Source organism: Caballeronia sp. BCC1704 (assembly GCF_902833455.1).
GTDB lineage: Bacteria > Pseudomonadota > Gammaproteobacteria > Burkholderiales > Burkholderiaceae > Caballeronia.
The window spans coordinates 1,152,660-1,170,928 of the sequence record NZ_CADFFT010000002.1 but is presented as its reverse complement, the minus strand read 5'-3'; the positions used below and the strand labels follow the sequence as shown (position 1 = coordinate 1,170,928).

Annotated in this window: 13 protein-coding genes and 1 tRNA gene; 8 read left to right on the top strand and 6 right to left on the bottom strand. The window is 65.5% G+C overall.

The window, feature by feature from the left end; all coding sequences use genetic code 11:
- Nucleotides 1-25 precede the first annotated feature (25 nt).
- A complete protein-coding gene (locus HWX53_RS15060; protein WP_175942090.1) occupies nucleotides 26-1,246 on the top strand; it encodes a PepSY-associated TM helix domain-containing protein in 1,221 nt (406 codons plus the stop codon).
- Between the two features lie 188 nt (nucleotides 1,247-1,434).
- Nucleotides 1,435-1,593, top strand: coding sequence for a hypothetical protein (locus tag HWX53_RS15055; RefSeq protein ID WP_347879160.1), 159 nt, complete (start codon nucleotides 1,435-1,437; stop codon nucleotides 1,591-1,593).
- An 88-nt stretch (nucleotides 1,594-1,681) separates the two neighbouring features.
- On the opposite strand, the gene HWX53_RS15050 is transcribed toward HWX53_RS15055, so the two are convergent.
- A tRNA-Val gene (locus tag HWX53_RS15050) sits at nucleotides 1,682-1,758 on the bottom strand.
- 192 nt (nucleotides 1,759-1,950) lie between these two features.
- Between HWX53_RS15050 and HWX53_RS15045 the strand changes: the two genes are divergently transcribed.
- Nucleotides 1,951-4,344 carry an EAL domain-containing protein gene (locus tag HWX53_RS15045; RefSeq protein ID WP_175942086.1) on the top strand — a complete coding sequence of 798 codons (2,394 nt, stop codon included), beginning with the start codon at nucleotides 1,951-1,953 and terminating at the stop codon, nucleotides 4,342-4,344.
- Nucleotides 4,345-4,366: 22 nt separating this feature from the next.
- Here HWX53_RS15045 and HWX53_RS15040 read toward each other — a convergent pair whose 3' ends face one another.
- The gene (locus HWX53_RS15040) at nucleotides 4,367-5,131 is read right to left on the bottom strand and encodes a ParA family protein (RefSeq protein WP_175942468.1); all 765 of its coding nucleotides are present in this window, start codon (nucleotides 5,129-5,131) and stop codon (nucleotides 4,367-4,369) included.
- A 672-nt stretch (nucleotides 5,132-5,803) separates the two neighbouring features.
- On the opposite strand from HWX53_RS15040, the gene HWX53_RS15035 reads away from it, so the two are divergent.
- The gene (locus HWX53_RS15035; RefSeq protein ID WP_175942084.1) at nucleotides 5,804-6,568 is read left to right on the top strand and encodes a hypothetical protein; all 765 of its coding nucleotides are present in this window, start codon (nucleotides 5,804-5,806) and stop codon (nucleotides 6,566-6,568) included.
- A 54-nt stretch (nucleotides 6,569-6,622) separates the two neighbouring features.
- Here the strand turns inward: HWX53_RS15035 and HWX53_RS15030 are convergent, their stop codons facing one another.
- Nucleotides 6,623-7,375, bottom strand: coding sequence for an SDR family oxidoreductase (locus tag HWX53_RS15030; protein ID WP_175942082.1), 753 nt, complete (start codon nucleotides 7,373-7,375; stop codon nucleotides 6,623-6,625).
- A 102-nt stretch (nucleotides 7,376-7,477) separates the two neighbouring features.
- Between HWX53_RS15030 and HWX53_RS15025 the strand changes: the two genes are divergently transcribed.
- The gene (locus HWX53_RS15025; protein WP_175942080.1) at nucleotides 7,478-8,428 is read left to right on the top strand and encodes a LysR family transcriptional regulator; all 951 of its coding nucleotides are present in this window, start codon (nucleotides 7,478-7,480) and stop codon (nucleotides 8,426-8,428) included.
- 44 nt (nucleotides 8,429-8,472) lie between these two features.
- Here the strand turns inward: HWX53_RS15025 and HWX53_RS15020 are convergent, their stop codons facing one another.
- On the bottom strand, nucleotides 8,473-10,095 hold the full coding sequence (locus HWX53_RS15020; protein ID WP_175942078.1) for an acyl-CoA synthetase: 1,623 nt from the start codon (nucleotides 10,093-10,095) through the stop codon (nucleotides 8,473-8,475).
- A gap of 152 nt (nucleotides 10,096-10,247) precedes the next feature.
- Between HWX53_RS15020 and HWX53_RS15015 the strand changes: the two genes are divergently transcribed.
- From HWX53_RS15015 to arsH, 3 genes are all read left to right on the top strand, one after another.
- A complete protein-coding gene (locus HWX53_RS15015; RefSeq protein ID WP_175942466.1) occupies nucleotides 10,248-10,751 on the top strand; it encodes a ribonuclease in 504 nt (167 codons plus the stop codon).
- A gap of 53 nt (nucleotides 10,752-10,804) precedes the next feature.
- Complete coding sequence (locus tag HWX53_RS15010) at nucleotides 10,805-11,137, top strand: metalloregulator ArsR/SmtB family transcription factor (RefSeq protein WP_175942076.1); 333 nt, start codon at nucleotides 10,805-10,807, stop codon at nucleotides 11,135-11,137.
- Nucleotides 11,138-11,221: 84 nt separating this feature from the next.
- A complete protein-coding gene (gene arsH / locus HWX53_RS15005) occupies nucleotides 11,222-11,986 on the top strand; it encodes an arsenical resistance protein ArsH (protein WP_175942074.1) in 765 nt (254 codons plus the stop codon).
- A 53-nt stretch (nucleotides 11,987-12,039) separates the two neighbouring features.
- On the opposite strand, the gene HWX53_RS15000 is transcribed toward arsH, so the two are convergent.
- Nucleotides 12,040-17,124 carry a cellulose synthase subunit BcsC-related outer membrane protein gene (locus HWX53_RS15000; RefSeq protein ID WP_175942072.1) on the bottom strand — a complete coding sequence of 1,695 codons (5,085 nt, stop codon included), beginning with the start codon at nucleotides 17,122-17,124 and terminating at the stop codon, nucleotides 12,040-12,042.
- On the bottom strand, nucleotides 17,118-18,269 hold the full coding sequence (gene bcsZ, locus HWX53_RS14995) for a cellulose synthase complex periplasmic endoglucanase BcsZ (RefSeq protein WP_175942070.1): 1,152 nt from the start codon (nucleotides 18,267-18,269) through the stop codon (nucleotides 17,118-17,120). The genes HWX53_RS15000 and bcsZ overlap by 7 nt, the downstream gene beginning before the upstream one ends.

Here is an 18,269-nt window from a genome sequence, read left to right as displayed (position 1 = left end):
CATCCGTCATCAAGGCGCCGTCCGCATGAGGCGCGTGCTCGTGCGGCTGCATCGCTGGTTCGGCGTGGCGACTGCGCTGTTTCTGTTCGTGTCGGGGTTGACTGGCGCCATCATCGCGTGGGATCACGAAATCGACGCCTGGCTCAACCCCTCCTTCTTCCATGCGCAGAGTCGGGCCGCGCCGCTTGCGCCGCTCGATCTGGTGCGGCGCGTCGAGGCCGCCGATCCGCGCATTCAGGTGACGTACCTGCCGCTCGGCGTCGAGCCGGGCCGCACGGCGCAATTGATGGTCGTGCCACGCACGAATCCGTCGACCGGTGCGCCGTATTCGATCGACTTCAATCAGATCGCCGTCGATCCCGCGACGGGCGCGGTGCAAGGGCGACGGATGTGGGGCGCGGTGTCGCTGGCGCGCATCGACCTGATGCCGTTCCTCTACAAGCTGCACTACACGCTGCATTTGCCGGTCGTGGGCGGCTTCGATATCGGAACGTGGCTGCTCGGCATCGTCGGCATCGTGTGGTTCTTCGATAGCGGCATCGCGCTCGTGCTGTCGTTTCCAAGCGTGAAGGCGTGGCGCAAGTCGCTCGCGTTTCGTTTCGGGCGCGGCGGCTACGCGCTCACGTTCGATTTGCATCGCTCCGGCGGCGTGTGGATCTGGGCGCTGCTCGTGATGGTGGCGCTCACGTCGGTTTCGATGAATCTGAGCGATCCTGTCGTTCGTCCGGTGGTCTCGCTGTTCTCGACGCTCTCGCCGTCGTTCGCCGAAAACGCCGCGCTCGTGCGTGCGGGTCCGGCGGGGCGCGCCCCCGCGACGCGCGAGCAGATTCTGGCCGCCGCCGCGAGCGACGCGAAGCGCGAGCACATCGCCGCGCCGATGGGCGCGCTGTACTACGTGCCGACGCTGGAAGCGTACGGTGTCGGCTTCTTCGCGCCGGGACAGGACCACGGCGACGGCGGGCTCGGCAATGCCTGGCTCTACTACAACGGCCACACAGGCACGCTCGCGGGCTCGTCGATACCGGGGCGCGGCTCCGCAGGCGACATCTTCATGCAGGCGCAGTTTCCGCTGCATTCGGGGCGCATCCTCGGCGTCGCGGGACGCATCGCGATCAGCGCGGTCGGGATCGCGGTGGCGGTGTTGAGCGCAACGGGCCTCATCATCTGGATGCGCAAGCGCGCGGCGCGCCGGCATTCGGCCGCAGCCAATGCGCGGGCAGGGCGCGGGCAGTCGGCCGCTTCTTGATGTCCATTGCGGCGGGTAGGCCTCGTTCCGGCTCGGTCGCTTCGCGGCCGTTCCGTGCCACCGCCGCGCGACCGCGGACGGTATAAAATCAGAAGTACCCGCCTCGCGCGCATAGCAGCCTGTGAATCATGGAACCGACTTCGAGTAAGGAAGCGCCTCGCAGGCGCCTGTCAAAGCGATCGCTCAATGTGCTGTCTGCACTGGTCGGGATTGCCACGCTCGTGCTCGGCGTCGGCTGGCTGGTTTATAGCTGGACGGTGGATCTGGAAGTGCCGTACTTCGCGATTCCGCTCGTGCTCACGGTGCCTGTGATCGCCGCCGTGGCGTTCCGGAACATGTGGGACTAGCGTTTCGATTGACGGACGAATGATCAAACGAAGCGAGAAAACAAAAACGCCGCGATGAACGCGGCGTTTTCGTTTGATGCAGATGCGTTGGTAGGCTCGATTGGACTCGAACCAACGACCCCCACCATGTCAAGGTGGTGCTCTAACCAGCTGAGCTACGAGCCTGTGGAGCCGCGCATTATAGAGACCCTCGCCGCGATGCACAAGCCCGGCGCTTCGAAATCTTCCCGCCCCGAAGACGAGCGGAGCGCACCGCGCTAAAGCATTTTCGCGGCCAGACGTAAACAAGAGCTAAGTCCTCTCTATCGCGGCCCTCGTCAGTCGCTCGTACATTCACGCCCTCGCTTCGTGACGCCAATGTCTCATCAAACTGCCCCTGGCTCCACCGGCGCGCCGCGAACGAACCAAGGTTCCGCGCAGAACCAGGGTTTCCTGTCGTTCTTCCTGCATGCCTGCGCGAAGCACGCGGGCGTCTCCTGGCGTGACGCCGTCGCGCCTCTTCTTGCGGCCGTGGGCGCGTATGCGCTCGTCCATCTGGCGCTTGCGTCCGTCTCGGCGCTCGGCGCGATGTGCGTCGGGGCGGTGGCCGCCGTCGTCGTCGGCACGCTTGCCTTGCGCCGCGCGCTCGGTGCGACCGCGCGCCATGACGCGACCGTGGCGCTCGTCAAGGCGCTGCTCGATGCCAATCGCGAATGTCTGAAGCTGCTCGACACGAATGGCCGCCTGCTCCGCATCTCCGAGTACGGCGCCGAACTCATGCGCGCGGCCGGCCCCGATCAACTCGCGGGTGCCGATTGGCTCGACTTCTGGAGCGGCAGCGAGGCAATCGCCGCGCGCGACGCCTTCGAAGGCGCGCTGCAAGGATCGCGGACATCGTTCACGGGGACGTGCCCGACGACCGCCGGCGAGCCGAAGGTCTGGCAATCGCGGCTCATACCGGTCGAAAGGAGCGGCGGGGGCATCTACGGCGTGCTGTGCGCATCGCTCGACGTGACGAAGGAGGCCGAACTCGCCGCTGACCTGCGGGCGAAAGAAGCGCTCATGTCCGAAATGGAAGCGCATATCGGGCTCTGTTTCTACTCGTACAGCGCGGACTTCAGCTATTTCCATCACATCAGCGCGGGCTGCGCGTCCGTGTTCGGCCTCTCGGCGTCGACGCTGCGCGAGCGCCCGGAAGCCTGGATGGACGTCGTGCTGCCCGAGGACCGGCCGATTGTTCAGGCGGCGATGCAGCGGCTCGCCGAGACATCGGTCGGCGGGCGCACGCAGTACCGCATTCGCGCGAACGGCGGCGCGATCCGCTGGGTGCAGAGCACCGCGTATCCGATTCTCGACGCAGCCGGCAAAGTCGCGCGCGTGATCGGCGTGACGGAGGACGTGACGGCGGAGCAGGAGCGGCTCGTCGAACTGGACCGGCTCGCCTACACCGATTCGCTTACCGGGCTCGCCAACCGCGGCGCGCTGGTGCGCGGCATCGAGGAACGCTGCCGGCAGGACACGACGTTCGCGTTGATGTTCGTGGATCTCGACCGCTTCAAGGTGCTCAACGATACGCTCGGTCATACGGCGGCCGACCGGCTGCTGAAATCGCTGAGCGAGGACATTCAGGCGTCGCTGCCGGCGGGCGCTTTCCTCGCGCGGCTCGGCGGCGATGAGTTCGCCGTGCTGATCGACGACGCGCAGGACAAGGATCATCTCGCCGGCATCGCGAAAAGCATTCTCGGCGCGTTGCGGCAGACGGGCGAGCCGACGCCTGCGGGCACCTTCGTTACGGCATCCATCGGCATTTCGGTGTTCCCGGAGAACGGCGCGGACCACGAGACGCTGCTGACGAGCGCCGACATTGCGATGTATGCGGCCAAGAAAGCCGGGCGCAACGGTTTCCGGTTCGCCGATCAGGTCGCGACGGGGCGAATCGTCGATTTCAGGCTGGAGCGCGACGTGCCCGCTGCGCTCGCCGCCAAGCAGTTCGTGCTGCATTACCAGCCGATTTATCAGCCGCATTCGCTCGAAATGTGCAGCGTCGAGGCGCTGATCCGCTGGCGGCATCCCGCGCACGGGCTCGTTCCGCCCGACGTGTTCATTCCGATCCTCGAAGAAAGCGGCTTTATCAACGAGGTCGGCGCATGGGTGATGGACGAGGCGTTGCGACAGCTTGCGCAGTGGCGTCAAAGCGGCGCGCAGGGGCTCGGCGTGTCGGTCAACGTGTCTGCGCGTCAGTTGCGCGACGCGGCGATCGTCGATGTGGTCAACACCGCGCTGCGACGGCACGGGCTGCCGGCGTCGAGTCTCCAGCTTGAACTGACCGAGAGCGCATTGATGGAGAATCCCGAACTCGCGCAACGCACGCTGCGGGCGCTGAAGGAACTGGGCGTGCGCATCGCCATCGACGATTTCGGGACCGGCTATTCGAGCTTGCGTTACCTCGCGGATTTCTCGCCCGATACGCTCAAGATCGACCGGTCGTTCATCGCGCGGCTGGAAAGCGACTTCGCGATTCTCAAGATCGTGCGCGGCATCATTCAGCTTTCGCATGCGCTCGGCCTGACCGCGACGGCGGAGGGCGTGGAGTATCCGCCGCAGTTGCGGCTCCTGCGCGACGCGCAATGCGACTTCGTGCAGGGCTATCTGTTGAGCAAGCCGGTCGCGCCCGAGCAGATCTTCGGGCTCTCGATCGTGGGAAGCGGTGCGGAAGGCAATGTTGCATCGGTCGTGACGCAAGACGCCGGGGCGGTGCCGCATACCGCGTGAGCCTGCGGCTGCCGCTTGCGCGTCAGCCATTCAGTTCGTCGTGCAGCGCGACGTATTCCTGCGCGAGCTTGTGGCGCGGTTCGAGATAGATCATCGGCCGCGCGTGCTGATGGCTCTCGCGAATCTTCACCGACGACGAAATGTGCGACGCGAGCACGGGCAGGTCTTCGGCGCGCAGTTCATCGACGAGCTTTTGCGGCAGACTGGCGCGCGGCTGAAACTGGTTGATGACGATGCCTTCGACCTTCAGATCGGGATTGTGGTCGTGGCGAATTTCCTGCACGTTTTCCAGCACCGAATACAGCGCGCGACGCGAGAAGTCGTCGCAATCGAACGGAACGAGACAGCGTTCGACCGCAATCAGCGCCGAGCGCGTGAAGAAATTGAGCGCGGGCGGCGTGTCGATATAAACGGCGTCGTAATTCGACAGACTCTTTAGCGCGTCGCGCAGCTTGTAGATTTTGTAGCGCGATTCCAGTTTGCTTTGCAGCGTGTCGAGGCTGGGATGCGACGGCACGATATCCAGATTCTCGAACGGCGTCGCATGAATGAACGAGTCGAACGCGGGCTCGCGAAAGCTGTAACTCAGCGCCGATTCGAAGAAGCTCGCGAGGTTCGGATGCGCGTCGTGTGCCGCGGCGCCGAGCAGATACTGGCTCGCGTTGCCTTGCGGATCCAGATCGACGACGAGCGTGCGCGAACCGCGCGACGCGCTGATCGCCGCCAGATTACAGACGATAGTGGACTTGCCTACGCCACCCTTTTGATTGAAGACGACACGTCGCATCGACTGGCTTCCCCTGAATGTGTACGGGCGTTCGTGAAAGGACAGCATCGGGCGCTGCATGCGCGAGCCTGAGGCGCAACGTCATGCGCCACGCGTGATAGTAGCGCATCGCTCTTTTTGACTCGAAGTCACGGTCGGCCGATACCGCGTGTTCACGCATTTCAAAGCCATTCGCAGCCGAGTACACTTTATTTGCGGTGTCTTTACCGCAAAAGGAGGTCGCGATGAAATTCGTCGAACTGTTCAGGCGCGCCAGGCGGGGCGTCACGGTCGGTCACGCCGGAGACGCGGAGCCTCATCACGAGGATCATTCAGGCTCCGTGCAGAAGCAGGCCAGGAAGCTATGGGACGCCGTCGGCCGCAGGCGTCATAAGAACGCGAAGTGGCATTAGCCTCCATGCGCCGGTGTCGCCAGATTGCCTGAGGCGACGCCGGCGTTTGTTCATTCATCAGGCGATGCCGTCGTTCGACTGTAGACGCCGATTAACGCCACCGTTTCCGCAGCGCCGCACGTCGCGCGCTGTTCGCGATACGCGGATTCCAAACCATAGAAAGGGCGCCGTTCTCCGCGAGCGTCTTCTGGCATGCACGCGAATTCACGCCTATAACTAGCTTTCAAGCGATATTCACGCGATCGCGAGTGACAGGATAAAGACCGAACGGAGAGATTGCATGGCGGCACTCGTCGATCACCCCGCAATACTCTTTGTCGTTCTGCTGGCCGTATTTATCGTCTCGATCGCGTTGGGTGTATTCGTTCTTCGCCGCATTGCGCCGCTGCGCGATGATGAACGCGATGATTTCAATGTCGTACAGGGAGCGACGCTCACGCTATTGGCCTTGCTGATCGGTTTTAGCATGTCGATGGCGGTCAGCCGCTATGACCAGCGAAAGACGCTCGAAGAAGCCGAGGCGAATGCGATCGGCACTGAATACGTGCGAGCCGATTTGGCCGATCCGCACATCGGCGCCATGATGAGGGCTGCATTAATCCGTTATGCACGCTTGCGGCTGACCGAATTCCAGACGCGTGACCGCGACGCGCGCAGCCGCCTCGATGCAGAAACGGCGGCGGTTCAGTCCGAGTTGTGGCAACTGGCAGCGCAGGTCGCGAAGGCTCAGCCGACGCCTATCGGGTCGCTCGTGGTGGCGGGCATGAACGACGCGCTGAACTCGCAAGACTATTCGGAAGCCGCCAGAATCAATCATATTCCGCTAGGCGTATGGGTCTTGATGATCCTGATCGCGCTCCTCGGATGCGCCGTTCAGGGCTATGGCGCGAAAGGCAAGCGCCGCACGGTGCTGCTGATGACCATTCTTCCCGTGACCATTTCCTTGTCGCTCACGTTGATTGCCGACATCGACAGTCCTCGTGGCGGGATCATACGCATTCAGCCGCAGAACCTGACGCGGCTGCTTCACGCGCTGGAGAAGTGATAGCGACTCGTGGAGAGCGAAGCGCGACGGCGGCCCCGTCGCGCTCGCTTACACTCACACTTGCGCCTGTCCGCCGTCGACAAAGAGTTCGGCGCCGTTGACGAAGCTCGCATCGTCCGACGCGAGGAAGAGCGCAGCCGCAGCGATTTCGTTCGGGTCGCCGACGCGGCCCATCGGGATGCGCGACGCCAGATAGTCCAGCAAGCCTTGCTGCTGCGTGGCATCCGGACCCGCGAGGTCGACGAGGCCGGGCGTCTTCGTCGCGCCGGGGCTGATGGTGTTCACGCGGATACCGCGATCCTTCAGGTCGAGAATCCAGCTGCGGGCGAAGTTGCGGATCGCCGCCTTCGACGCCGAATACACGCTGAATGCCGCCGTGCCTTCGCTGCCTGCGGTCGAGCCGGTCAGAATCACCGAAGCGCCCTTCGACAACAACGGCAGCGCCTTTTGCACGGTGAAGAGCGTGCCCTTCACGTTGCGGTCGAACGTGTCGTGATAGTGCTCCTCGGTGATCTCGCCGAGCGGCAACATGGAGCCGCCGCCTGCGTTGGCGAAGAGCACGTCGAGCCGGCCTTTTTCGCCGCGAATCTGCTCATACAGTGCGTCGAGCTGATCCAGCTTCGACGAATCGACGCGAACGCCCGTGGCGTTGTCGATCGAAGCCACTGCCGCTTCGAGCTCGGCCTGACGGCGGCCGGTGATATAGACGTGAGCGCCTTCGGCGGCAAAGCGTTTGGCGGTGGCGAGGCCGATGCCGCTGGTTGCGCCGGTAACGAGAGCGATCTTTCCTTCGAGCTTGCGTGCCATGATTCTTTCCCTATCCATTTTCGTTGAACGATGTGAGGAGAATATCGACGCCCGCGTCGTTTCGAAATAGACTGGCCTGCAAACCATCATTGCAGGAATGAAATGACGAAGCTCCCCGATTTCGAAGGGCTGGCGATGTTCGCGAAGGTGGCCGAGGAGGGCTCGTTCGCGGCGGCGGCGCGGGCGATGGGCGTGTCCGTCGCCACGGTCTCGCGCGGCGTGGCGAGGCTCGAGGAGCGGCTCGGCGCGCGGCTTTTCAACCGGACGTCGCGCCAGCTCGCGCTGACGGAATTCGGCGGCACCATCGCGGAGAAGGCCGGCGACATTTATCGGCAAGCCGAGGAGGCCGAGAACGCCGCGAGAGAGATGTCGGTGCAGCCGCGCGGGCTCATTCGCGTGGCCGTGCCCATGTCGTTCGGCGTGCGCTGGCTCGCGCCGTTGCTGCCCGAGTTCCTGCGCGCGTTTCCGGACATATCGCTGGACCTGCATTTGTCGGATGCGACGGTCGATATCGTCGCGCAGGGCTTCGATGCGGCGCTCAGAATCGCCGCGTTGCCCGATTCCTCGCTCGTCGCAAGGCGGCTGTGTGCGGTCTCGCAGTTGCTCGTCGCTTCGCCGGAATACCTCGAACGATTCGGCCAGCCGACGCATCCGCGCGACCTGATCGGCCGGCCGTGCCTCTCGTATGCCTACCGCGCGGGCACCGAAGTCTGGCGCTTCGTGAACGACGCCGGCGACGAGGAACCGGTCACGCCGGTCGGCCCCTTACGCGTCACGAATTCGGATGCGCTACTGCCCACTTTGCTCGATGGACTCGCCATTGCGGAACTGCCCGAGTTCATCGCAGGCGAATACCTCGCCGACGGGCGGCTGGAAGCGATTCTGACCGACTGGCACCTGACCCGAGGCGGGCTGTACTTCGTCACGCCATCGGCGCGGGCGCGTCCGGCGAGAGTGACGGCGCTGGCCGATTTTCTGGCTGCGCATCTCGCGGAACCGGCCTGGCTTTCGCCGCAAGCCAAGGCGGCTGCGCGCGGCAAGCGGCGCGCTTAGCAGAGCGCCGACGCTTATGCATCGCGCCGTCGTTGCGTCAACCGCTAGCTGCTTCTCAACTCGCGCCGGATGAGCTTTCCGGTCGACGTCATCGGAAGCGATTCACGATATTCGATCAAGCGCGGATATTCATGCGCCGCGAGACGCGTGCGCACTTGGTCCTGCAGTTCGCGAGTCAGTTCGTCGCTGGGCGAGAAGCCGTCGCTGAGGACGACGCACGCTTTGACGATCTCGGTGCGCTCGGCATCCGGCACGCCTACGACCGCCACGAGCCGAACGGCGGGATGCCCCAGCAGGCAGTCTTCGATGGGTCCCGGCCCGATGCGATAGCCCGCGCTCGTGATGACGTCGTCGTTACGGCCCACATAGTGGATGAAACCATCGCTGTCCATGCGGCCAAGATCGCCCGTGAGCAGGTAGTCGCCCGCGAACTTCTCGGCTGTCGCCGCAGAATTGTTCCAGTAGCCCAGGAACATGACGGGGTCCGGCGCCTTGATCGCGATGTTGCCGATCTCGTCGAGCGGCTGCACGACGCCGTTATCGCTCACCACGCGCACGTCGTGCCCCGGCGCCGCGCGTCCGATTGCGCCGGGCCGCGCGGGAAACCAGTTGCCGCATGAGGAGACGACCATGTTGCATTCGGTCTGACCGTAGAACTCGTTGATGGTGATGCCGAGCGCTTCGCGGCCCCACGTCAAGAGCTCAGTGCCTAACGATTCGCCTCCGCTTGCGACGGAGCGTAGCCGCAAATTCCATCGCTCGCGCGGCGACTTTTCGGTGCGCAGCATCTTGAGCGCCGTCGGCGGCAGGAACACGTGCGTCACGTTGTGACGGCTCATCAGATCGAATGCCGCCCTTGCACTGAACTTGTCGAAGCGATGCGAGACAACGGTCGCGCCGTGGTGCAGCGCGGGCAGAAGAACATCGAGCAGACCGCCGATCCATGCCCAGTCCGCGGGCGTCCAGAACGTGTCGGTCTGGCTGATCGACCCGCCATGCGACATCTCCACGCCCGGCAAATGGCCGAGCAGCACGCGCTGCGCATGCAACGCGCCCTTCGGCTTGCCGGTGGTGCCGGATGTATAGATGATGACGGCGGGGTCATCGGCTCTTGTCGGCACGGGCTCGAACGTGTCGATCTGCGCGGCGAGCGCCGTGTCGAAGCTTTCGACTGCGCCGCTCTCTTCGGGCTGCGCGCCTGTCACGAAGACCGTGCGCAGCGCGGGCAACCGGTCACGGATGCCTGCGATCTTTCGCGCGCCCGCGGCATCGGTCACGAGCACGCTGGCTCCGCTGTCGCGCAGGCGAAACTCCAGCGCTTCCTCGCCGAAGAGCGCAAAGAGCGGCACCGAGATCGCGCCCAGTTTGAACGCGGCGATATGCGCGATGGCCGTCTGCGGCGATTGCGCGATCAGGATCGCGAGCCGGCTGCCTTGCACGATGCCATGCGCCCGAAAGCAGTTGGCGGCGCGATTGCTCTGGCTTCGCAACTCCGCGAAGGTCATCCGTTCGATGCTGCCGTCGCGATGTTCGTGGATCAATGCGGTGTCGTCGGGACGCGAGGTTGCCCACTTGTCGCAGACGTCCACGCCGATGTTGTAATGCTCGGGAATGGCCCAGCGAAAGCTATCGACCGCGGCTTCGTAAGTGGTTTGTTTCGACAGCATCGTCTCGCTCCTTTGTAGTCTCGTCGATTGTGCCAGCGTATCGCGAATTTCTTCGTATGCCGCGACGATTCCGCAGGACGATGAGCGCTGAAACAAATCCGCGCCTCGCATTGATGCCCCTCGTCGCTCGCGATATGCTTGAACCGTTCGCGATGGTCGAATGCAAGTCAACCGGAGACAACGGCTTGGTCAAGCGCGCATGGATCTACCCCTGCTTGTTCGCCTTGAGCGCGGTGCTTTGCGGATGCAACAAGAGCGGCTCGAAGGACGCGAATCAGGAAGCGGGCGCAGCCGCGAGTCAAACGCCGGCGCAGGCGAGCGCGGCCAGTGGTATCTCGGCCGCTTCGGGCGCGCAAGAGCGCGGTGCGTTACCTTCCGTCGCCCGGGCGCAGTTGCCGGGCGAAGCTGCCGACACACTGCGTCTAATCAAGGCGGGCGGCCCTTTTCCGTATCGGGACGACGGCGTCCTGTTTCGCAATAGCGCGGGGTTGTTGCCGCAGCAGCCGCGCGGCTACTACCACGCCTACACTGTCCGCACGCCGGGTTCGACGGATCGCGGGCAACGGCGCATCGTATGCGGCGGCGCCCGAAGACAGACGAGCGAGTGCTATTACACCGACGATTACTACGCGAGCTTCAAGCGCATCTCTGAATGATGTCATTTCAAGGAATCTTGAAATGACCGCGCGGAGGGCCTAATATCGCGGTCATGGATTCGAATCTCGCTGTTCGCGCGCTCAGCGCCCTCGCACATGAATCGCGGCTTGCGATCTTTCGCGCGCTCGTCGCGGCCGGGCCCGAAGGCTTGCCGGCGGGTGACATCGCACAGCAGCTCGGCTTATCGCCTTCGAGCCTTTCTTTCCATCTGAAGGACCTGTCGCACGCGGAACTCGTCAAGGCGAGACAGTCGGGCAGATTCATTTTCTACTCCGCCAATTTCGATGCGATGAACGGCCTCATCGGCTTTCTCACCGAGAACTGTTGCGCGGGCGCGGACTGCTTGCCTCACGCATCGCTCACCTGTCTGCGCGACAAGGCATGAACAGGCCTTCACAATTGAACGCAGCGCTCACACCGAGGAAAAATAGATGAGTACCACTAACTATAACGGCCGGAGCACGCGCTGATGTCTTCCGATCTACCCAACGTCACGCTGCCCTTACTCGACACGCCGGACATCGACAAGCTCGCGCCGCGCGCCGTCTCGACGCACGCGCCGCGCATCCTGCTGCTCTATGGCTCGCTGCGTCCCACGTCGTACAGCCGCTTGTTGACGCTCGAAGCCGAGCGCATTCTCCGGCACTTCGGCGCTGAAACGAAGGTCTTCGATCCACATGACCTGCCGATCGCCGACAGCGTTCCGGCCGATCATCCGAAGGTCGTCGAGCTTCGCAAGCTGTCGGAGTGGTCCGAGGGACAAGTCTGGTGCAGTCCGGAGCGCCACGGCACGCTGACCGCCGTGTTCAAGAATCAGATCGACTGGCTGCCGCTCGAACTCGGCGGCGTTCGTCCGACGCAGGGCCGCACGCTCGCCGTGATGCAGGTCTGCGGCGGATCGCAGTCGTTCAATGCGGTCAACGCGCTGCGCGTGCTCGGCCGCTGGATGCGCATGGTGACGATCCCGAACCAGTCGTCGGTGGCGAAGGCGTATCAGGAATTCGATGCGAACGGGCGCATGAAGCCGTCGTCGTACTATGACCGCGTCGTCGATGTGATGGAGGAGCTGTACAAGTTCACGCTGCTCGTGCGCGACCGCTCCGAGTACCTGACGGACCGCTATAGCGAGCGGAAGGAGAAAGCGCCGGCCGTGGCGGCGACGCTCGCGAACGCTGCGATGAGCCATGAGCGCGATGCGAAGACCGCGGACAGCGACGACGGGGAAGTGGAATAGCGGGGGCGGGGAGCACCCGCGTCAACCGCTCTCCCGCGCGTCGCTGCACCGCCTCAATTCGCCAGCGACAAATACGGCGAACTGAACGCCTGCGGCGGAAACACCGCCTGCACGCTGCCTTGGCGCGTGAAGCTATAGCGCACATACACGGCGGCGAGCCATTCGCGATACTGATACGCGTTGCCGAACGATGCCGTCGCGCCGAACGCGAGCTGCGGCGCGAGTTGGTATTCGCCGGTCGCGTTGAGCGAGTATGAAACGCCCGTCTTGCTCGACCCCGGGTAGACCGCGCCCGCGTCCGGACTGAGCGGGGAACTCGCGGCTGCGGACTGACGCGTGCTGTCAGTCGGGAAGTAGTTCGACGCATCCTGCCGGTAATGCTGCACGCCGATCGATCCCTTCACGTCGTAGCTGAACATCCCGAGCCGTCCCATGTATTCGACCGGAAAATTCAGGATCACGTACTGCTGCGGGCTGAAGTAACCGCCCTGGCCGTACGTGAAGTACGAGAGGTTCTTGTCGTAGTGCATCAGCGTGGTGTTCGCGCCCACGGTGAGCGTCTGATCCGCATCCTTGATGAGACGCGTATAAATGCCGCCGCCGCCCTTCACCGCGTTGTTCGTTGCGACGTGCTTGCCGTCGAGGAACTGGTACGCCGCGTTCACGTAGACGCCGTTCGTGCTGTCGTCCCAGCCGAGCGCGGCGCGCGCGCCGCTCGAAGTGACGCCGCCCCATTCGAGGCCCGCGCCTGCATCGCGCGCGCCGGCGTAGGACAGCAGGCTGTCGGTGACGGCGCGTCGCGCGATGGCGAGCGAGTACGACACCTTGTCCGTGATGGCGTTCTGATATTGCAGTCCGCCGACGACGTTGGTTTCGCGAAACCCGAGCGGCGTCGTGCCGACATCGGCCTGGATGTTGCGGTTTTCATAGCCGACGGACAGGCCGACGCCCGTCGCCGTCTGCGAGCCGAAGTCGTTGGTCAGGCTTGCCGGATTGTTGCTCGCGCCCGCGCCGAATCGCGCGAGCGTGTTGTTGGTGCCGCTCGCGGTGCCGGCATCGAGCGTGACGGGCGTGGCGCGCAGCACGATATGGCCGTTGCCCGCCTTGATGCGGCCTTCGATCGGCGCTTCGATGTCGGTGAGATTCGACAGGCCGTTCTCGCCATCGCGATTGCGAAACAGCACGCCGCCCGTGATGGTGCTGGCCTGCTCGCGGTTGATCGCCGCCAGTTCTTCCGCGACGCCAACGATTTGAGGATTTGCGGCCGGCGCCGGCAAGCCCGATGTACTCATCGATGCCGCCGTCGCCGCGCGCTGCGCGCCTTGCGGCTGCGTCGAGTAGTAGGGCTGCGCGTAGCCGGCGGGCGGCTGCGGAATGTAGGGCTGCGGCGCGTATTGTTGTTGCGGGTACCGCTGCTGCGGATACGGCTGCTGTGTATGGGCCTGCTGCGGATACGCCTGCTGCGCATACGGCTGCTGTGCATACGGCTGCTGCGGATACGGTTGCTGCGCGTACGGCTGCTGTGCGTACCCTTGCTGCGCATACGACTGCTGCTGGTACGGCTGCTGTTGATAATCCTGCTGCCCGTACGCATACGAATCAGCCGAACGCGCCTTCTGCGCTGCGCTCTTGCGCGTTGCCGTACGTTTGCCGGCCGGCGCGCTCGCCGCGGGTTGCGGTGCGTAGGCGTTGGCTTGCGCATCGCGGGCGGCGGGCGACATCGGCCAGGGCGAGCTGTCGTAACCATCGGATGCCGGCGGGTAAGCCGGAGCCTGCTGCGCATACGGCTGCTGTTGCGGATACGGCTGATAGCCCTGCGCGCGATAACCGTTCGCATCCTGCCCGGGATACGGCTGAAGCGGCGCGCCCGATTGCGCCGCGCCGTAGGTGTCGGGACCGTAGCCGCTGGCGTAAGCCGGTGCCGGCGGCGCGGCATAACCGCCGCGTTGCGCCGGACGGTAGCTGTCCGATCCGTAGCTATAGGCACGAGCCGGCGCGGGGTAAGCGACGGATGGCGCTGCGCCATCGGCTCGTGCGCGAGGCGAAAGGTGACTGCCTGATTGCGCCGACCCATAGGCATCGCCACCATAGCCGCCGAACTCGCGCGGACCGCCGGCTCGCGCCGTTGCATCGGCAGCGCCGCCATAACCGCCCGATTGCGCCGACCCGAAAGCGTCGCCACCATAGCCGCCAAGTTCGCGCCGACTGCCTGATTGCTCCGTGCCGTCAGAAGCGCCGCCGTAGCCGCCCGTCTGCACCGATTCATAAGCATCGGGAGCATAGCTGCCGCGCACACCCCGACCGCCCACTTGCCCCGTCCCATCCGCCACACCGCCATAACCGCCGCTTGCCGCCGCGCGCGGCGCGCCCGGTGTGATCGACGGAGCGGAATAAGGCACAGAATAAGGCGCTGCGCCAGGCAGACTTGGTGGCGGATAGGACGGCACGGCTTGCTGATTGTTCGGTAGGGTGACGGGCCGATACGCGCCCGCGTTATTCACACTCGACGACGAAAGCGACGCCGCAGCCGTATCGACCGCAGTCTTGCCTTCGAACGGATTGGTGCCCGGCAGCGGCATCGAAGCGATGCGTTGCATCGCGGTCTGCCAGTCGCGCGGCACGCGGCTGGCTTGACCGGACGCGTTCGCCATCGCAGGCGTATTCGCGGCGACGAGCGAGCGTTGCAGGAACTGCGCGGCGAGGTCCAGCTTGCCTTCTGCGCGATACATCCGGCCGATGCCCGCGAGCACGCCCGGATCGTTCGGCGCGGCCTCGTAGGCCCGCTTCGCAAGCGATTCGGCCAGCTTGAAATCGCGCACGCCGCTTGCCGCCGACATCGCCGCCGTCTGCAAGCCCACGTCGTCGGGACGGCGCGAGAGCGCCGCGCGGTAACACGACAGCGCGTTGCGGTCATCGCCCGCCGAGGTGTACATGCGGCCGAGCGCCGCCTGCAGGTCGGCATTGTCGGGCATCGCGGCGAGCCACGGCGAGATCACGTCGTAAGCGGCGGCGAGGTCGCCTTGCTTGCGCACCGCATCCGCCTGCGCGATGACGATTCCCACGTTCAGATTGTCGAAGTCGCGACGCTGCTGCGTGGTGAGCTGCGTCGCGGAAAGACGCCGCATGACGGAGCCGAGTTCGGCATCCTGATGCGTCGCGGACAAGATGCCCGCGTATTGGAGTTGCAAGCCGACATCGTTCGGCGCATTCGCGACCGCGCCGCGAATCAGCGACAGCGCGCGCGCCGGATCGCCCGCATTCACATACGCCGAGGCCACCGCGCCCATGAGTTCCGCGTTGCCCGCCGCGACCGGCTCGGCGCGGCGCAGGATCGCGAACGCTTGCGGGTTCTGGCCGGCAGCGGCGGCGCGCGTCGCGAGTTCCGCCTGCTGATGCACCCACAAGCGATGCTGCAGCGCCGTCATCGCGGACGTGCGCTTCGCCTGCGGAACGCGGTCCAGTTGCGCGAGACCGGCGGACCAGTCCTGCGTCTCGGCAGAAAGCAGCGCGCTCGCGTACAGCGCGTCGGTCATGTCGGGGTGCGTGGCGAGCAGACCGTCCATCATGCTGCGCGCATTGCCGACCGCGCCCTGACGGACGTAGATGCGCGCGAGGTCCAGCCGCAGCCACGGATCGTCCGGCATGTTGAGCAGCGCGTCTTCGAAGAGACTGCGCGCCGCGCCGAGATCGCCCCGCGCTTCGGCGGCGCGCGCCTGCGCGGCCTGCGCCTGGCCGCGCAGCGTGTTGATGCCGCCGGCTTTCGCCTGCTGCTCCGTGTTGAGCTTGTTGGCGAACGCGAGCGCCTCGTCGCCGCGGCCCTGCGCGGCCAACGCGCCGACGAGCCCGCGTATCGCATCGGGATTGTCGGCCTGACGGCGCAGCGCCATGCGATACGCCGCTTCCGCGCCGCGCGGATCGCCGTTCGCAAGCAGCATTTCGCCGAGCAGCACTTGCGCCGTGACATCGGACGGATCGATCGCGATGGCGCGTTCGAAAAGCGCCTTCGCCTGCGCAATCTGGCCGTTGCTGCGCGCGCCGATGGCATCGCTCGTATAAGTCCAGTACGTCGCGCTCGTGAGCGCGTCTTTCCAGCGTGCCGGGTTGCCGGCCCGCGACGCGCGTTCGAGATACGTGCGGGCCTCCGCGAAACGCTCCTGCTTCAGCGCCGCGACGCCCATGCCGCCAAGCGCATCCGCGTCGTTAGGATTGCTGGCGAGCACCGACGAAAAGCGCGCGCGCGCCGCCGCCAAATCGCCGTGATCCAGCGCGGCGAAACCTTCCGCGACGGTGCGGCCGCGCGCATCGACGGCGGCGTCGGCCTGCGAGCGTTCGCGCGCGGCCTTGTCCTGCTGCACCATCGAATCGAAGCGGGCCTGCACGGCGGCGTCGTCCGGCGAGGCTTGCAGATACGCCTGATAAAGCGGCGCATCCGATGCCCGCGCGCCGAGCCACAGAAGCGCCTGCCGCCAGCTTTTTTTCGCGTCCGCGCCGACCGCGCTGTCGCCCGACAGCTTCGCGAGCCGCGCGATGCCGTCGCGCCGCGTGGCATCGCGATACGTCAAATGCTGCGCAAACGCGAGCTGATAGCGCGGATCGTCCGGATTCTGTCGCGCCAGTTGTTCGAGGCCGCGGCGCGCTTCGTCCCAGCCTTGCGGCGTGGCGGCGAGCGCCTGGTAGTACTCGAGTTGCAACGCGGGCGTCGCAGGCTTGCCGTCGATCGCGCGCTTGTATTCCTGCACCGCCGACGCGCTCTGTCCGCTTTGCGCGAGACGCCGGGCGTCGTTCACGGTCTGATCGCGCGAACTGGTCTCGCCGAGACGCCGGCCGAGTTCGTCGATATTCGGATAGTTCGGCGCGACCTGACGCAACTGCGCGAGATACTGCTGCGCGCCGCTGCCGTCCTTGCGATCGGCGAGCACCATGCCCATGCCGAAGAGCGCGTCCGGCTGCTTCGGATTCACGCGCAGCACCTTCTGCCACGCCTGTTCCGCGAGATCGCCGCGCCGGTGCGACTGCCAGTACTTGCCCTGATCGATGAGCACCGCGAGCGGATCGGTCGTCGCGGCCTGCGCCCAGGCCATCGCCGGCGCGGCGCACAAGAGCGCCGCGATCACGCGTTTGCGAGTCGGGATCAGCATGCGCTTCTCCACGTCGGCACGAGGCGGCCCGAGTCATCGAAGCGATAACGCCCGTCGATGAAACCGCCGCCGAAGAGCCCGAGCACGCGGTCGTAGTAGACCGGCTCGCGGCCCGCGACGGGCGGCGCGGCCAGTGCTTCGAGACGCGCGCGCGCGAGGCCGAGGCCGCGTTCGTCGTTCAGCGCCTTGAAGTACGGCGCGAGCGCGCCCCAGTACGAGAGCGGGCCTTCGCCGCTCGCCGCGCCGCTCATGGTCGAGACTTTCTCGGGCGGAAATCCCGTTTGCGCGACGCTCGCGCGCATGCCGCCGAGCGCGTCGAGCCATGGACGCGCGAGCGGATCGCCCGGCGACGCCATGCCGGCCCACAAGTAGACGCGGATCGCGTCGTAGCTGCCGACATCGCCGTTCTTCGGGTCGACGACGAACTGGCCGTTGGCGCTCGCCTGATAGGCGGCCCAATCGGGCGCGTAGCCGCGCGGCGAGGTGATCCTGATCATCTTCGCGGCGTTCTGCGCGAGCTTCGTCCACGGCCCGTCCGGCATCTCCTGCGCGAGGCCGCGCAAGACCGGCAACGGCAGATAGCTCGGATTCAGACGCGTGACCTGGCCGGTGCGAAAGCCTTGCGGACCCGGCAACAACATGAGACCGAGGTTCGGCAGATCGGCGACTTCCTGCTTCACGATCTGCGTCGCGAGCGCGTAGGCGAGCTTCGTGTACGCCGGCTCTTTCCAGAGACGCCCGGCCTGAAACAAGTCGTAGGCGATCCACACATCGGAGTCCGAAGCCGAGTTCCCGTCCATCACGCCGAACGAGCCGTCCTGCCGCTTGCCCCATAGCCACGCGGGCAGGCGCAGGCTCGCCGCGTCGAACTGATTGGCCGAGAGGTTCGTGCGCGTCCAGTTGAGTACGCGGTCGAAGGTCGCGCGGTCGTTCGCGACGAGCGCGAAGAACATCGCATACGACTGGCCTTCGGACGTGGTTTGCTGCGTCTCGGTCGAGCGGTCGATCACGCGGCCGTCGGCCTGCACGACACGCTCGACGAAAAGGCGATACGCGGGCCAGTCGCATTGCTGGGCGGCGTGCGCGCCGGGGGCGGCCGCCGCGAGCATCGCGCCGGCGAAGAGTGTGGCGGTCGATAGCCGCAT

Bases quoted from the DNA above. Each gene is read 5' to 3' on its own strand.
- HWX53_RS15060 (WP_175942090.1), top strand. From the start codon at position 26: ATGAGGCGCGTGCTCGTGCGGCTGCATCGCTGGTTCGGCGTGGCGACT.
- HWX53_RS15045 (WP_175942086.1), top strand. From the start codon at position 1,951: ATGTCTCATCAAACTGCCCCTGGCTCCACCGGCGCGCCGCGAACGAAC.
- HWX53_RS15040 (WP_175942468.1), bottom strand. From the start codon at position 5,131: ATGCGACGTGTCGTCTTCAATCAAAAGGGTGGCGTAGGCAAGTCCACT.
- HWX53_RS15035 (WP_175942084.1), top strand. From the start codon at position 5,804: ATGGCGGCACTCGTCGATCACCCCGCAATACTCTTTGTCGTTCTGCTG.
- HWX53_RS15030 (WP_175942082.1), bottom strand. From the start codon at position 7,375: ATGGCACGCAAGCTCGAAGGAAAGATCGCTCTCGTTACCGGCGCAACC.
- HWX53_RS15025 (WP_175942080.1), top strand. From the start codon at position 7,478: ATGACGAAGCTCCCCGATTTCGAAGGGCTGGCGATGTTCGCGAAGGTG.
- HWX53_RS15020 (WP_175942078.1), bottom strand. From the start codon at position 10,095: ATGCTGTCGAAACAAACCACTTACGAAGCCGCGGTCGATAGCTTTCGC.
- HWX53_RS15015 (WP_175942466.1), top strand. From the start codon at position 10,248: ATGGTCGAATGCAAGTCAACCGGAGACAACGGCTTGGTCAAGCGCGCA.
- HWX53_RS15010 (WP_175942076.1), top strand. From the start codon at position 10,805: ATGGATTCGAATCTCGCTGTTCGCGCGCTCAGCGCCCTCGCACATGAA.
- arsH (WP_175942074.1), top strand. From the start codon at position 11,222: ATGTCTTCCGATCTACCCAACGTCACGCTGCCCTTACTCGACACGCCG.
- HWX53_RS15000 (WP_175942072.1), bottom strand. From the start codon at position 17,124: ATGCTGATCCCGACTCGCAAACGCGTGATCGCGGCGCTCTTGTGCGCC.
- bcsZ (WP_175942070.1), bottom strand. From the start codon at position 18,269: ATGCGGCTATCGACCGCCACACTCTTCGCCGGCGCGATGCTCGCGGCG.